The organism is Halobacteriovorax sp. YZS-3-1 (assembly GCF_047084945.1).
GTDB classification, from domain to species: Bacteria; Bdellovibrionota; Bacteriovoracia; order Bacteriovoracales; family Bacteriovoracaceae; genus Halobacteriovorax_A; species Halobacteriovorax_A vibrionivorans.
In genome coordinates, this window is record NZ_JBKIYI010000002.1 from 725451 (window position 1) to 740838 (window position 15388).

The 15388-nt window shown below is 35.3% G+C and carries 18 protein-coding genes; 11 read left to right on the forward strand and 7 right to left on the reverse strand.

The genetic code is table 11. The features are described 5' to 3' along the window. Positions 1-98: 98 nt before the first annotated feature. A complete protein-coding gene (locus tag ACMAZI_RS13500; protein WP_158536828.1) occupies positions 99-266 on the forward strand; it encodes a hypothetical protein in 168 nt (55 codons plus the stop codon). Further along, positions 266-1720 (forward strand): disulfide bond formation protein B, encoded by a 1455-nt coding sequence (locus ACMAZI_RS13505; protein WP_115360904.1) that lies wholly within the window; start codon positions 266-268, stop codon positions 1718-1720. The genes ACMAZI_RS13500 and ACMAZI_RS13505 overlap by 1 nt, the downstream gene beginning before the upstream one ends. On the opposite strand, the gene ACMAZI_RS13510 is transcribed toward ACMAZI_RS13505, so the two are convergent. Then, a complete protein-coding gene (locus ACMAZI_RS13510) occupies positions 1713-2282 on the reverse strand; it encodes a peroxiredoxin family protein (protein ID WP_115360902.1) in 570 nt (189 codons plus the stop codon). The two genes, ACMAZI_RS13505 and ACMAZI_RS13510, sit on opposite strands and share 8 nt — an antisense overlap. Positions 2283-2343: 61 nt before the next feature. Between ACMAZI_RS13510 and rlmN the strand changes: the two genes are divergently transcribed. The 8 genes from rlmN (at position 2344) to ACMAZI_RS13550 (ending at position 9241) form a co-directional block, all read left to right on the forward strand. Next, positions 2344-3378: a 23S rRNA (adenine(2503)-C(2))-methyltransferase RlmN gene (rlmN, locus tag ACMAZI_RS13515; RefSeq protein WP_412474303.1), complete on the forward strand. Its 1035-nt coding sequence runs from the start codon at positions 2344-2346 to the stop codon at positions 3376-3378. A gap of 87 nt (positions 3379-3465) precedes the next feature. Then, on the forward strand, positions 3466-4398 hold the full coding sequence (locus ACMAZI_RS13520) for a glutathione S-transferase family protein (protein WP_115360900.1): 933 nt from the start codon (positions 3466-3468) through the stop codon (positions 4396-4398). An 8-nt stretch (positions 4399-4406) separates the two neighbouring features. Next, complete coding sequence (locus ACMAZI_RS13525) at positions 4407-5273, forward strand: pirin family protein (protein WP_115360898.1); 867 nt, start codon at positions 4407-4409, stop codon at positions 5271-5273. Continuing rightward, positions 5273-6484, forward strand: a complete 1212-nt coding sequence (locus tag ACMAZI_RS13530; RefSeq protein WP_115360896.1) for a multidrug effflux MFS transporter — start codon at positions 5273-5275, stop codon at positions 6482-6484. Before ACMAZI_RS13525 ends, ACMAZI_RS13530 begins: the two co-directional genes overlap by 1 nt. 36 nt (positions 6485-6520) lie before the next feature. Beyond that, positions 6521-7294 carry a phosphatase PAP2 family protein gene (locus tag ACMAZI_RS13535; RefSeq protein WP_120404472.1) on the forward strand — a complete coding sequence of 258 codons (774 nt, stop codon included), beginning with the start codon at positions 6521-6523 and terminating at the stop codon, positions 7292-7294. Further along, positions 7291-8229, forward strand: coding sequence for a hypothetical protein (locus ACMAZI_RS13540; protein ID WP_120404473.1), 939 nt, complete (start codon positions 7291-7293; stop codon positions 8227-8229). The genes ACMAZI_RS13535 and ACMAZI_RS13540 overlap by 4 nt, the downstream gene beginning before the upstream one ends. Next, positions 8229-8453 carry a hypothetical protein gene (locus ACMAZI_RS13545; protein ID WP_115360890.1) on the forward strand — a complete coding sequence of 75 codons (225 nt, stop codon included), beginning with the start codon at positions 8229-8231 and terminating at the stop codon, positions 8451-8453. Before ACMAZI_RS13540 ends, ACMAZI_RS13545 begins: the two co-directional genes overlap by 1 nt. Further along, on the forward strand, positions 8450-9241 hold the full coding sequence (locus ACMAZI_RS13550) for a hypothetical protein (RefSeq protein ID WP_334679130.1): 792 nt from the start codon (positions 8450-8452) through the stop codon (positions 9239-9241). The genes ACMAZI_RS13545 and ACMAZI_RS13550 overlap by 4 nt, the downstream gene beginning before the upstream one ends. Here the strand turns inward: ACMAZI_RS13550 and ACMAZI_RS13555 are convergent. The 6 genes from ACMAZI_RS13555 to ACMAZI_RS13580 all read right to left on the reverse strand — a co-directional run bounded on the left by ACMAZI_RS13555 (position 9225) and on the right by ACMAZI_RS13580 (position 14943). Then, a complete protein-coding gene (locus tag ACMAZI_RS13555; protein ID WP_412474304.1) occupies positions 9225-10046 on the reverse strand; it encodes a hypothetical protein in 822 nt (273 codons plus the stop codon). The genes ACMAZI_RS13550 and ACMAZI_RS13555 overlap by 17 nt on opposite strands. Before the next feature lie 69 nt (positions 10047-10115). After that, positions 10116-11648: a hypothetical protein gene (locus ACMAZI_RS13560; protein ID WP_115360882.1), complete on the reverse strand. Its 1533-nt coding sequence runs from the start codon at positions 11646-11648 to the stop codon at positions 10116-10118. Positions 11649-11830: 182 nt separating this feature from the next. Continuing rightward, positions 11831-12421: a hypothetical protein gene (locus ACMAZI_RS13565; protein WP_115360880.1), complete on the reverse strand. Its 591-nt coding sequence runs from the start codon at positions 12419-12421 to the stop codon at positions 11831-11833. Positions 12422-12435: 14 nt separating this feature from the next. Further along, positions 12436-13923, reverse strand: a complete 1488-nt coding sequence (locus ACMAZI_RS13570; RefSeq protein ID WP_412474305.1) for a DUF4105 domain-containing protein — start codon at positions 13921-13923, stop codon at positions 12436-12438. A gap of 97 nt (positions 13924-14020) precedes the next feature. Next, positions 14021-14473 carry a DUF5522 domain-containing protein gene (locus ACMAZI_RS13575; protein ID WP_115360876.1) on the reverse strand — a complete coding sequence of 151 codons (453 nt, stop codon included), beginning with the start codon at positions 14471-14473 and terminating at the stop codon, positions 14021-14023. A 41-nt stretch (positions 14474-14514) separates the two neighbouring features. Beyond that, positions 14515-14943: a TlpA family protein disulfide reductase gene (locus ACMAZI_RS13580; protein ID WP_412474306.1), complete on the reverse strand. Its 429-nt coding sequence runs from the start codon at positions 14941-14943 to the stop codon at positions 14515-14517. A gap of 221 nt (positions 14944-15164) precedes the next feature. Between ACMAZI_RS13580 and ACMAZI_RS13585 the strand changes: the two genes are divergently transcribed. Further along, positions 15165-15386 (forward strand): SlyX family protein, encoded by a 222-nt coding sequence (locus ACMAZI_RS13585; RefSeq protein WP_412474307.1) that lies wholly within the window; start codon positions 15165-15167, stop codon positions 15384-15386. The last annotated feature ends 2 nt before the right edge of the window (positions 15387-15388 follow it).

The following is a 15388-nucleotide window of genomic DNA, read 5'->3' on the forward strand; positions in this document are numbered from 1 at the left end:
TTTAATTTTAAGGGCAATTCGAATTTAAGTGAAATTAACTTATCTAAGAAAATATTTCTTCCGATTTTCTAACAAAGTATTTCATTGAGGAGGTATATATGGAATTCTTAGAGATTATTTTACTGATTATGTCGGCCTATTATATTTGGCGTAGGCCTCAATTTCAAAAAAGGGCCGAAAATCTTTTAATTGGAGCTACTTTTATTATGTTCTTTGTTTGGTTTGTAGCGACTAAGCATATGATCCTTCCTCCAGGGAATTACTAATGTCAGGCAAAACTGAGCGCTTTTACAATATTGTCTCTCTTGCAACGATTGCTCTGGTTGTACTACCTATTGGTATCGCAAGTATTGTTTTAGGTTTCGGATTTGGCGATAACCCTTGTATTCTTTGTTGGCAAGAAAGAGCTGTTATGATGTTCATTAGTTTGACTACACTCTTTATTTTGCGCTACGGCCTAAGACCAAAGTACTTGGCCTTACTTATTTTCTACTGTGCAATTGGAATCTTTATGGCCTTACGCCACACTGGTGGTCATTTCTTAAGAGATATTGGACAGGGATTTGCACTTGAGATTCTAGGATTCCATACATACAGTTGGGGGATTTTTGTTTATTGGATGATTTTTATATGCTTGGCCATCATTCTTGGCTTCTTTGGAGGGAACCTTGTTGATAACGAGGACGGAGAAGTACGATACCTTACTAAGCTGCAGGGAAGTGCTTTTATTATCTATTTCATCGTTCTTGGAATTAACTCCATACAAGCGATTACACAAGTTGGGCCACCACCATTTATTGGTCAAAGTGATCCTATACGTTTTTCTTGGACTCCAAAAGATTGGAAATGGTCGACACAGTCGTGGTCAAATATTCTTAGTCCTATGAGTTTACGTGGTAAGTATCATGTGGAAAAGCCAGTTATTAAGACTCAGGCCAAAAGAGATATTGCCATGTTTGAAAGCGGTGATGAGTTAATCAAAGTTAAGGAAGTAAAACTTCCTGAAACGATCATTGGTAATATTACAGACATTGATTATCATCCAAAATCGAAACTATTTGCTCTTGTTACAGATCAGTTCTACGTTTATATCCTCGATGATAAATTAAGTGATATAAAAGCTTACGTCCACCTGGATAATCTCTTTAGTATCGAAATAAAGACTCTTACAGCAGTTTCCTTTATTGATCGTAATCGATTAATGGTTACGGGAATTAATAAGAGTTATGTCATTTTAAAATTGGATAAAGAGGCTAAGTTAAAGAATCAATATGCGTCTTTTAAAGATGGTACTGATGGAATTTTAGAAACCAGGCGAGGACGATTTTCAACAGTACGCTCTAAATATGCATATATTCAAAGTTTAAGCTTTGATCGCGAAACAAATGAATTTGTTACCTTAAGTGTTCCTAATAAGAAGTTCAATAAGATCATTGCGACAAGATTTTCTTCAATAGACTATATGCTTAGTAGTGAAAAGGAAGTCTTTACTAATGAAAGTGAATTTCAGCCTCATGTGACGAGTTTGAAAATCTATGATTCCATTGCCTATGGACTTGCTCCTGATAATAGAGAAATCATTATTTCAGATAATAATTTCTCTTCTTTTACTGGATCTATTCTCTTGCCTGTTAATGGTGACTACAGGGGAGTGGTTATCTTTGAAAAAGATCAATTCATTATTATTGATGGCAATATCGCAAGCTACTTTATTAATTAGAACTAAGTGCTTTTATGATCTCTTCATTCTTTGTACGATCTTTGTAATTAATATGGATATCACTATAAGTAATCTTATCTCCATCTATAACAAATACTGCAGGATGGGCCACCATATGATGTGTTTCTCCAGAGTCTGCTTCAACATCAATTTGATATGATTGTTTGTATTTCTTTACGAGTTCATCATCAATTTTATTCACAATATTAAAGGCCAATAAACTTTGTGCTTTAGGATCACTAATAACATCGAAAGTGAATTTATTTTTATCTTTCATTTTCTTTGCAACTGCAGCTCGATCGACACTTATAACTAAGATTTGAGAGTTCTTGTCGATTTTACTCATAACTTCTGATTGCACACTCTTTAATTGCTTTATGCAGTACGGGCACCATGAACCACGATAGAAAATCAGAGCGGTCTTTTTATCTAAATTATCTAATTGATATTCTTTTCCTGTGATAGATTTTAGAGCTAGATTTGGGACCTTCTCACCGGCCTTTAGACCTATTTCAGATGCAAAACAACTTAAAGACAGTAATAAAATGATTATATATTTCATTTTTTCTCCATTTTCTTCCCTTGAGCTAGACGGACAAAGGGAAATTCTATATTGTTGCCCTGTGAAAAAATCATTCTTTCAATTCACATTCCTTGAGCTACAAGAGTTATTGAGTTCTAAAGGCCTAAATTCGTCTGGCGCAAACCTTCTATACAATTGGTATTATAAGAAGAAAAACGCATATAGCAAAGAAATCCAAGATATTGCGAAATCAACTTTAAGTTTTATCAATGAAAACTTAAGTTTTTCTTTGCCTAAAATCGCAATGGTTCAAGAGGCCAACGATCGTACCGTTAAATTTCTCTTTGAATTAGAAGATGGTAATAAAGTTGAAAGTGTTCTTATTCCATTTCATAAGAAGTATTCGATTTGTCTGTCTTCTCAGGTTGGCTGTGCGATGAAATGCTCTTTTTGCTTTACTGGTAAGCAGGGCCTAAAAAGAAACCTTAAGGCCTATGAAATTATAGGTCAGTTTCTAGCGGCATGGCATTGGCTTAAGGAGAATCGCCCTGGAGAAGAGCGCATCTTAAATATTGTCTTCATGGGACAAGGTGAGCCTCTACATAATTTTGATGAGGTGAAAAAAGCATGTGATATTTTTACTTCACAATATGGAACTTCAATTGGCCATCAAAAAATTACCATATCAACAAGTGGATATATACCGGGATTAAAGAGATGGAAGGATGAAATACCTGGAGTTAATCTGGCCTTATCTCTACATTCTGCATTTGATGAGATACGAAATGAACTTATCCCAATAAATCAGCGCTATCCATTAGAAGAAGTTCTCGAGTACATTGATAATATCCCATTAAGATATAAGCAATTTGTTACTTATGAATATTTATTAATTAAGGACTTAAATGATGGAGAAAGGGATGCTAGAGCGCTAGGGAACTTGCTTCAAAATAGAAGGGCCCTTATTAACCTGATTCCGTTCAATGAATTTCCTGGAACACAATACAAGCGTCCGAAAGAAGATAATATTCTTAATTTCAAAGAAATCCTCGATACTTACTCTATTCCAACTCTTGTTCGTACAACCAAGGGTGATGATGTCTTGGCCGCATGTGGTCAGCTCAATACCAAATGATCTATTTTTAGTACAAAATCTTAAAATATATGTACTTTTAATAGGACGGAATTCCCACTATTCTTTTAGTAAATAAAAGGAGTCGAAATGGGACGTTTAGTAGATGGAAAATGGATAAAAACCTCAATCATAACAAGTGATGATGATGGTGCTTACGATCGTATTCCTCGATCATTTAGAGATACGATTTCAAAAGATCACGACACTTTTAAGCCTGAGTCTGGCCGCTATCATCTCTATGTAAGCTACGCTTGTCCTTGGGCCCATCGAACTTTAATCTATCGAAAGCTCAAGGGGCTTGAAGAGCATATCAGTGTAAGTGTTGTCTCTCCAGATATGTTAGATATGGGGTGGACTTTTGAAACTAATATTTCAGGGGCCACTGGAGATGACCTATATGGCCTAAATTACCTGCAAGAGATTTATACTAAAGCTGATCCAGAAGTGAGTACTAGTGTTACTGTTCCAGTCTTATGGGATAAGAAGACACAGAGAATCGTAAATAATGAATCATCTGAGATTATTCGTATTTTTAATAAAGAATTTAATGAGCTAACAGGTAATACTGATGATTACTATCCTAAAGAGCTAGCTAGTGAAATCGATGAGCTAAATGATTTTATTTATCCAAATATAAATAACGGAGTTTATCGTAGTGGCTTCGCAAAGAAGCAAGAAGCTTATGAATCCGCTGTTACTAGTTTGTTTGATGCTTTAGATAAAGTTGAAGAGAAGTTAGAAGGAAATCGTTTTCTCTTAGGAGAAAGGTTAACCGAAGCAGACCTTCGTTTGGTTCCAACTCTTCTTCGTTTTGATTGCGTTTATGTGACCCACTTCAAATGTAATCTTAAACGAATAAAAGATTACAAAAATTTATCTCGTTATCTCAAGGAACTTTATGAGATGAAGGCGATAAGTGAAACAACGAATTTTGAACATATTAAAAGACATTATTTTTATAGCCATGAGGATATTAATCCATATCGAATTGTCGCTCTTGGCCCTTCGGAAATTATATAGGTGATTTTATGAGTAAAAAAGAATTAGCATATATTATTGATCCACCTCCTAAGCACTGGGTTGGTAACGGCTTTCATGTCCACACAATGTTTCATCCTGGACATAATCTTTATAAATATACGACACCATTTCTTATGATGGACTTTGCTGCTCCTAAGAAATTTGCTCCAACAAAAGCAAAACGTGGAGTCGGAGAACATCCCCATCGAGGATTTGAGACCGTTACGTTTGCTTTTGGTGGAGAAGTTGAGCACAGAGACTCAAGTGGTGGCGGAGGAGTCATTGGAAAAGGTGATGTCCAGTGGATGACTGCTGCAAGTGGTGTTGTACATGAAGAATTTCATTCTCAGAAGTTTAGTGAAGAGGGTGGCGTTTTTGAAATGGTACAGCTTTGGGTAAATCTTCCAAGCGAGTTCAAAATGACGTCGCCAAGATATCAAGGCGTAAAGGGAGAAACTTTTCCAAGGATTCATCCTGCTCAAGGAGTTGAACTAAAATTAGTTTCAGGAAATTATTTAGGAGAAGTGGGTCCTTGTAAAACGTATTCTCCAATAAATCTTATTCAAACAGATATGAAAGAAGCTTCTAACTTCTCGCTTTCTTTAGAAGATAAAACAAACTTACTTGTTCTCGTTAGGAAGGGAAGTATTTCTTTAAATGGTAATGAAGTTAACGAACATCAATTAGCAATTTTTCATAGGGATGGCCAAGAGGTTGAGGTATCGAGTAAAGTGGGGGCAGAGCTTTTAATAATGAATGCCGTTCCAATTGATGAGCCTGTATTTTCACACGGCCCTTTTGTTATGAGTACAAAAGAAGAAATTATTCAAGCTTTTGAAGATTACCAATCAGGCAAAATGGGACACCTCAGTTAATGGATTTTCCTTCTCAAGATATTGAAGCAACTCAAAAGAAAATAAGTCAGAAAGAATTTATTGCATTAATGGCCGCACTGATGTCATTTGCGGCCCTAGCTATTGATTCGATGTTACCGGCCCTAAACTTAATTGGAGATAGCTTAGGTGTCGTTAATCCCAATGATAACCAAATGGTCATATCATTTATATTTATCGGGATGGGAATTGGGCAATTATTATTTGGGCCAATTTCTGATGCCATCGGTAGAAAGCCTTCAATGTATATTGGTATAGGAACTTTCTTCTTTGGTTGTATAATATCTTATAGTGCAACAACATTTAATCTAATGTTGTTAGGAAGACTTATACAAGGTTTAGGGGCAGCATCAGCTAAGATTATATCAACAGCGATGGTAAGAGATCGATTCTCTGGAAATGTCATGGCAAAGACGATGTCTTTAATTATGATCATATTTGTCCTCGTTCCAGCGCTTGCGCCAACTTTAGGTCAACTAATTCTAAGCTTTGGAGGATGGCGAGATATATTTCTCTTTATGATCTTTTTGGCGATCATTAATTTCGCTTGGTTCAGTACGAGACAAGAAGAAACATTAATTGAAGAGTATCGCAGGCCTCTTTCTTTTTCTAAGATTAAAGAAGCAACTCTAGAAACCGTTAAGCACCCTGCTACTGTTGGTTACACTCTAGCAGCTGGTTTAATATTTGGTGCTTTTATTGGCTACTTAAATTCATCCCAACAAATTTTACAATTAAAATATGGACTAGGTGATAAGTTTCCAATTGCTTTTGGTGTTTTAGCATTGGCCATTGGACTATCTTCATTTTTAAATTCAAAACTTGTTGAAGAAATGGGGATGAGAAAGCTTTGTGAAACAGCTCTTACAGTTCTTACTATTGTCGCAATTATATTTAATATTATTGTTTACTTCACAAATGGAAATCCATCGTTTTATTTATTCTATGGTTTTCTGCTTCTTTGTTTATTCAACTTCGGTCTACTTTTTGGGAACTTCAGTGCTTTGGCCCTCGAGCCTATGGGGCATATTGCCGGAACAGCAAACTCTGTTATAAGCTCTGTCCAGATTCTTATTTCAGCTCTTATTGGTTCCACTATTGGGCAATTGTATAATGAAACGGTAACGCCTATCGCAATAGGCTTCTTAGTTTGTAGCATGCTATCTCTTTTCATCGTAAAAAAAGTAAAATAGATAGACGATTAAAGTAAAATTTGGTCTCATTAATATATGTTAAAAGCATGTATCTTATTCTTATTTGTGACCATTCACACTTTTGCGTTTTCACCTCCTTCTGAGCATATCCGTAAGAGTCGTTGGGATGTTTCTCCAATCCAAATCAAATTCTTAGCTACTTTCTTTGCTATCGAATTAGTGACATATTCCATAATTTCCCCTGAATTTGTAAAACAAGAAATCGATAGTAGTGATTACGACTTTAACGAAGATGATATTGAAGTTCCTGTATGGGCATACCAACTAGGTAATCATGGGCCTGAAGTTTTAACAGCTGGAATGTATGGATACTATTTATTTGGAAATGATGAATACGCTTTTGAAAAAGCATTTGTTTTTACTGAGTCTATGCTCATTTCTCAGGGGATAACTTTTGGTACAAAGTATGCTGTAAATAAACAGCGCCCAGATGAATCTAATTATCTTTCGTTTCCAAGTGGTCATACAACTCATGCTTTTACTGTTGGGATGTGGATGAGTATGGATATTTATCGAAGCGAGAAGTTTCATGAAAATATTTACATTGCATCTCTACCACTTATTTACGCTTCATATATTGGCTGGACTCGTATTGATGCAAATAAACATAGCTTCAAAGATGTCGCTACTGGGGCCCTTATAGGATCTCTGACGAGTTATTTCATGTACGAGTTTCACTTTGATGAAAATGGAAAGTATCGATTTAATAATAAGAATGGAGCAATTCTAACTCCAACTGTTGATCCTATTCGTAACCGTTACGGTCTAAGCATTGGGGTTTCTCTATGAATTATCTAATTTCTATTCTATTGATCTTCTTCTCTTTTTCATCAATGGCCCAACTTAAGAGTCTAGACTACTTATATCGCTTTCCAGAAAAGGGTGGGAGTGTAGTAGAATATTCTATCTATTGGTCATTGGATGAAATGGAATTTGATGATCGATCTGGTGGCGTTGAAGAATTCTTTGAGGTTGATCGCTCTGTTCTGGTTGCTGGGATTAACTATAGGTATTCAATATCGGATCGTTTTCTTATTGCTTTTAGTACTCATGCTGAAGTAGCTGATTTTGATACTCATCTAGAAGATGAAAATGATAGTGAAACACCTGAGAAGAGTCCTTTTGCATTCTATGATCCAAGCATTGATTTACGTTATCGATTAATTCAAGAAAATGAAGTCTTCTTTGATATTGAAGCCTCTATTGTATGGGGTGCTACTAATTCTTCTAAAACTCCTTTAAATAGAACAGTAAGTCCTTTTGATGGACAAGAATACTATAAGATTGCTGCGTATACTGGTATTGATTTTAATACTTTTTCATTTATGGGTGTCATTGGTGCTAACTTCTACAATGGTGGTGTTAATCAGTCAGAATTTAATAATGAACGATTAAAGGCACAAGACAGTTCTCAGGTTCTGTTGGGCTTTCTGGGACAAGCTAAAGTGACAAAGAATATAAGAGCGACTGTTGGCTTCAATTTTCTTTCGGCCGACGCTTTTGACCTCACTGGTGTGACAGAGAGAGTTAATGTGGATCAATCAACTCAACAAAATTATTACATAGAATTTGACTATCTTAAGTTTCAAAATAGTTTAGGTATTATAAGCTTTAAAGTTAATCAACGTATTGATCGTTATAATTTACTTATAAATAACAATGATCTCTATGTTGCAGATAATACTTTTTTAGATTTTATATTTAAAGTTGAAAAGTGGTTCTAATGAGTCTTTTATTGGCCTTTGCTTTTTTTATAAGCTGTGGTGGCGAAACTGTAATTCAAAGAGAAGCAAATACTTGTGTGACAAGTGATAAGTTTCCAAAGACCTATATTGTTATGAGACAGTGGGGTTGGGATATTTGGTTAAAAGAAGCAGGTGTTAAGGATGCACGCACTCTTCGCTATGTAAATGATAAGAAGTGGCGACAAGTGGAGTGCCCAAAATGAAACAAGTCCTATATTTCTTATTTCTATTTATTTTTTTATCGAGCTGTAGTTATCGTGAAACTATTCTACGTAAGGCTCCTGACTTCCTCAGTGACAAAATTGAAGACTATTTAGAATTAGATGAGGCACAGGAAGAAGAACTTCGATCTCAGGTAACATCTTCATTTTTTGAGCATCATAAAGAAGTAATCATCTTAAGAAAAATCTTAGCTGATTATGATATAACGAAAGACTCTCTAAGAAAGCAAGTCGTGAAAGGATATCCTCCGTATTCTCGTGTTCTAAAAGATGTAAATGCTATTTCTATTGAAGTGCTCTCTAAGCTTGATAGTAAGCAAAGAAAGGAGCTTGTTGAAAAACAGAAAAAAGCAAATGAAAAAAGAGAAACTGACCTTAAAAGCTATAAAAAGCGAGGAATAGAGAGACTTTCAAGATTGTTTGGTGAATTAACACCGAAGCAAGATATATTAGTGGAAAAGCTTGTTGTGGATTACTTAAAGAAGAAGGAAAACCTTAAGGCTTCAAGTGCTTGGAGAAAGAAATTTGTCGAGACATTAAAGATAGATGATCAAATAGCTTACCAAGTAGCATTGAAAAGAAACTTTAGTGATGTAGAGAATTTAAAGCAAGTTTTAAAAGATAATGAATACTTCTTTAAATTCTTTGATGAATTTCAAAAAACCTTAACAAGTAAACAAGTCGAAAAATTTAATAAGAAGAAACAAGAGGTTCTGGCCTGGATTGATCTATATTTAAAAATATATAAGACTCCTACAAATCATACCTAAGACGCATTAGCAGTGACTGATTGGCCAGGATTACTCGTCCATCAAGGTCAGATTCAAAAATTGTGTTATCTTCATCTAGTTTTATATCGATTTTAAATGCTTCGATACCTAGTCCTAGAAAAAAATCGTTATCAAAGCGATAGTCAGCATAGAGATTATTAGAAAAGACCTTTCCAGAAAAACTACCTATCTTAATATAGAAGAGATTTAATTCACTATTTAAAATCCATTTTTGAGTTAAGTTAATCTCAGCTTTGAGTTTAAATGTTGGTAATGGTGCAACAAAGCTATTCTTGGTCTTTGCTTGTCCTGATTCACCAACACCTACTTCAATAGGCATGACATAGAATCCAGCACCACCTGAGAGGTTGATTCGATCATCAAGAAAGAATGAGTAAGCATAGAAGAGTCTTATGATATCAAAGTTAAATACTGAGTCGATGAGTGTTCCAGTTGGGATTGTTTGCTCATTACCATCTTTATCCTCATATTTTATATCTTCAGCAAGTACTTTTCTTCCACTACGATGATACTGATACCAGGAAAATGCCATAATATGCTTTTTATTATCACTAAAGCGCCAGTCATAGTTTAGTCGAATTGAGCTTTGTGTTTCTTTTAGGCCTAAGGTATCCTCCGTATCAATTATAAAGCCTCCACCTGAGCGCGTTCCAAGTTGGATTGAACTATCGTGGAAAGAGACACCATAAGTTAAGGTGATACTATGAGTGGGCCACTCCATTTCATCTGAAGCGAGTGTAAAAAAGGGGAGAGTGATAACCAAAAAAAATAGGGCCTTAAACATGAAAACTCCTAAACTATATAGTGACACTTATATAGTTTAGGAGAAACTTAATTTTGTATTTAAATTTTATTAATCGATACTATAGAGAAGCTCATCAATTTGCTTTTCATCTTCCTCTTTAGAAGGAGCTTTTGCTAGTACTTCTTTTGCAGCGTTAATCTCTTCTTGTGTAGAGCTTTCGTCTGCTAGTACTTTTCTTGCTTCTTTTTCTTTTGCAATTCTCTCATCTCTGGCCTTACTGAAGTTAACAATCTTATTTCCTTCAGCAAGTACTTCATCATAAGATATACCACCCATCTTTCTCTCTGATGGTGTCTGAGGTAAGAATATATAATCAGTTCTTTTTAGCTTTAATCGCTTACTTTGATAAACCATTGCTTTAGCAAAAGACTCAAATGCTTTTCTGGGTACGTAATGCTCAGAATCTCTTTTTAGAATATAACGTAATTGAGATAATTTCGATGCATCAGTTCCATCTTTTGGCGCTTTTTGGCTAAGTGGTAGATAAAATTGGTAGTCAAGGATATTACTAATAGCAAACTCATGTGCTCCCTTGATTCCAATTTCTCTCATTGTATCATTAGAAGTCGTTGTACAATTATAAAATGGAGTAATTTCTAGACCCTCTTCTGTACGTACTCGATGTAGTTGTTCTTCAAAGATATCACGAACTTTCATCATATCTTCTTTTGAGCGAGCATAGCCAATTAGTGTATAAGTTGGACGGTAATTAACCTGTCCTTGAATTAGGTGACCAAAGTAACTTACTAGGTCTGTATTACTAGCAAGAACCTCTTTTTCACCTTTAAAGTAAAAATTAAATGTTTCACCTTTTATTGATAAGTCTTTTTGTACTTCTCCCATTCCAATAGCAAAGTGTCCTGCTGCTGAACCTGGAATATCTCCTTGTCGTCCACTTAAAGTGACAACAAAAACGTGATCTCCTGGAGTGGCCTGATAATTATCACGATGACGAATAGTTCCTCTAAATGGCTCAAGTGATTGAGAATTTTTATTCTTTGGCATTTCTTTAAGAATGTATTTTAAAGGATTCTTTTCGAATTTCTTATTTGCTGGATATGGATTATCACCAACAGTGAAAAGGTTTGCAGGAATAATTGCATTAATTATATAAGTATTGTCTTCCATGTGACCTTGAGTGTGGACTTTCTTTCCAACAAAATAGTTACGTGATTTTTTATCAAATTTTGTTCCGTAAATCTTCTTTGTTCTTCCAAACTCAGCCTTTTGATCATTAAGATAGAATGTACCATCGGCACTTTTTGTAAGAACTCCAACTCGATCTTCTAAGTCGGCAACAACTCTTGGCATCTTATCAATAATAAGATTATTCTCAGAGATCTCACCATCAAACTCAAAGACATAATCAGGAGAGTTGACTAGGACTTTATCGAGATACTTGTTGTAGCGTTTAGGGAATTTTAATTGTGTAACTTTGAAGTTGTCGACTTGGCCATCAATATGGATTTTTGCTTTCACAACACCATCTTTCTTGAATAACTTTCCACGGTAGCTTTCAGCTTGTGTATTCGTACTGAAAACGACTAATGTCATTAAAGCTAGGCAACAGATATTCTTCATCGTCTTTCTCCCTAATTGTGATTTACGATTGGATTTTTCTATTTCATATATAACTGCAATAGATATGCCAAGTTCATATCGTGATTATAGGGTGTTAGCAAATAATTGAATGTTTAGTTATTGAAAAGTGTTTAGGAAATAAACAGTGGGCCAAGGAATTTGGCCCACGATATAGACAAGTATTATAGTTGCTTGTTGATGAAATCTCTAATCTCAGACATAGACATCATATCATCTGGATCAATACAGAATTCAAGACGATCGTTAGCGATGCGGATTTCGTTAGCAACATCTGCTGTTGAAACTTTAGCATCTTCAGAGCGCTTGTCATTTAAGTCTTCAGTAAACTCTGCAAGAGTTGTCCCTGTTACTTTTGGTGCAAGTTGTGCATCTTCGATAAGCTTAATTTGCCCGCTAAAGTTTCTTCTACTTGAGTCTAGAACACCAGAGGCAGCAAGCGTACTTGATGAACCGTAGTAAACAGCTTCAGTTGCTGAAGTAATACCATCATGAATAATATCTAGAGCGATAAGATCAATGATAACATTATCTGAATCTGCTAAAACAGCTGTTCCTGCTGCAATTGTTGATGATGCAAGCTCAGTTCCACCCCAGGCAAGTGCTACACCTGTTGTACTAAGTGCTGCAGCCGTACCAATTGCTTTATCAGTAGGTGCATCATTTCTTTCTTTGTAAAGCTCAAGACAATTTGCTTGTGCTGCTGTTGTTGCAATAGAGCATAGTAGCCCAAGTGCTAAAAGTGACTTTTTCATTGTTCCTCCTAAAATTACCATCTCTCATGTAAAAGATAGAATCGTTTTTGATGATCTAGTATTTCTTTGTTAACTAATAGTCCTTCGTATGGGTCAGTGTAGACACGAACTCTTCTTTTTGTTCGATGATCGCGTTTCCACTTAATAATTTCTCTTTTAGAAAGCTTTTGTCCTTCTTCTTGAATCTTTGCTAAAGTACCTTTTCCATAAAATGACTCTAAGCTTGTCTTGATTTCAGACTCGCATTTTGAGTTATTACAAATTTCATAGAGGTTAGCTGGAACCTTTTCTAGGCCATGTAATTCATCAAATCCAATACGGTCTGTTTTTTTGATAAAAGCCTTGTATTCATTAAAGGCAGCTAGGTCAAATGATACAATCTCATTTAGTTTTCTAATTTCATTAAGAGTTAGCTTATTAATTAGCACTTTAACTTGTTCTGGTTTTATGTCGTATCGAAGTTGATCAATATCTTTAAGATCAAGTATCTCAACAACTTTTTCTTTTAATTCTCTTAGTGATTTAATCTTAATAATTGGATAAGGATTAACTAATGCTCTTTTTAAGTACTTTGGTAGAGCTAGAGGGATTCTTCCTTTTATACCAAGGCTCTTATGATATGGAAGTCCTACTTGTTTAAAGAAGTTTACAAGTGCTCCAGCACAATTATTTGCAAAGAAAGTATAATCTCCCAAATCACTACTTTGTGGAAGGTCATAAAGAAGAGGAAAGATTTCTTCTACTGTTGTCTTTACTTGTCCTTCAGTTTTCTTTGGAATTGCTGATAGGGCATAGATTGACCCTGTTTGCGACCTCAGTGGCAGGATTCCATATTGTCCCTGTCCATATTTTTCACTAGAGTAGCTTTTAAGTTTTTCAACAGTTTCTTGCATTACACCTTTATGTGTTTCAATGCGGTGTTTAGCGATCTGTCGCCATTGCTCTTTTAACTCGTTAATTACGTTATTTCTGATTTCTTCATTTGAGATAATAATGTATCGATCAAGATCTCTTTTTTGTCTGTTATTGTATTCATCCATAAAAAGACGAAGACTTTTGACTTGAGGAAATACTGGGTATCCACCAAATATACCTTTTACATAGTTGAGCTTTACACTATCGACATTTGCTACAAAGCTTAGAACAACATCATCAGATTCAGTTCCAATATCATCAACAAAACGAAGCATTGTGTGACCAAAGCCACTTTCAATATTTGACCAAGAGCTTGATGCAATAATAAGCTCTAAACCTATAATTCGACCGGCATCATGACGCCTAAATAGGCGTTGAAAGAAGCGACCATTCTCATTTAATAAGTCCTGATAATTTGCAGACCAGTTGATTCGATTAATTTTCTTCTTGCGCTCTTTTTCTTTGCGACGTTCTTTCATTCTTTCACGTTGTCTTTCACGAAAGTCTGAGTCGCTGTGTCTGGCCTGGGCCTGTAAGCTTGAAATTAATGTAGTTAGTACTACTAAAAGTAGTGCGGTTCTCTTCATCTAATTCTCCAAATATTCCCTGTTAATATAGGTTATTTAGAGATTCAGATGAGTATGATTGTAAAAGTTTTTAGGGGTGTAAATTTAATGAACAGGTTTAAATCGTTGAATTTATGAAGTCGATATCCAGGCCTTGCTCTTTAAAGTGCTCTCTTAAGTAGAGCTTTCTTGCTTGATTCGGTCCTTTTTCAATTAGCCCAAAGACAACTTCTTTTAAAGTAGCAAAAGCATAATTGTGATAATTTTCATCATTAATTTGTATTGAATTAACTTTTTTCTTAGGTGCACCAAATGCAGATCCCATGAGTGAAGCCGCAATGGAAGAGGTTTCTTCTTGTTTACCAGCACTTTCATCCATAATTGTTTGTGCCAGTTTTATCTCTTGTGCCTCAACATCTCTAAAAGTGATATCGTTATTCTTAAGAGTGAATCCATATGGGCAGTGAAGACAGCTTGTTCGACAGCAAGAACCTCGGTTTCTTAAAAATTGTGATGTCTTAACCTCTAGGCCTTCATCATTAGTATATGTAAGTTTTTGATTTGAATCCATAAATCGATATTAGCCTTTAAAGAAACTCTTGTCGAGAGTTCTTACTTTGTGGCCAGATGCTTTTCTGCTCGCCAAATACCAATTAAGCTCAAACCAGAACTCATGGAAGTGACATTATTACCCTTTAAAAAGATTGTTGTAGGTGTGGACTTTACTTGGAGCTTTCTCGTTGCATAAGGAGAATTTATGAAACGAAACTTATATGGACTTTGATTAATAAAGCGACGTACTTTCACTCCTGTTTCAAATGCGTTAATAGCGTAGATTGATTGTGGATTGATTTTTCCTTCCAATACTGAGTCATGGAGTCTTTGCATTTCAACTTTACATGGCCCACACCACGTTGCCCAAAAGATCGCAACAGAGTGATCCTTCTCGTTTTGAGACGGAAAGTTGATCTTCTCATTTGTTCTGATATCAAGATATTCTTTTGGATTGAGATTAGAGCCCTCTTTCTTAAAGTTATTCATGACAGCAGGCGCCTGCTTGTAAATTATAAATCCAAGCAGTATGAGACTGATAAAATTGGTGGCAAAATTCCACTTCTTTTTCATGGCAAATATTTTAGCATGATCTTAAATAGAAGTGATTAATTAAATCCTAATTTTTGACCCCTCTCTAAGTTACTAGAAGTACAGTAAGCTACGACTAATAAATAGACGCTACTTAAGGAATGTAGTATTTAATAAACATGAATAAAGAAGAACTTGAAAAGAGATTAGTCGATCTTGAAGAAAAATTTTGTCATCATGATCATTTATTAGGCCAACTAAATGAAGTTGTAACAAAGCAAGAGTTTATCATTGATGAATTAGTTGCACATGTTAAGAATCTCGTGGCCGCCCAGAGCGACGGTCCTGCTGAGCAGATGACACTTGAGAATCTTAAAGACTTTAAGCCACCACATTACTAGAG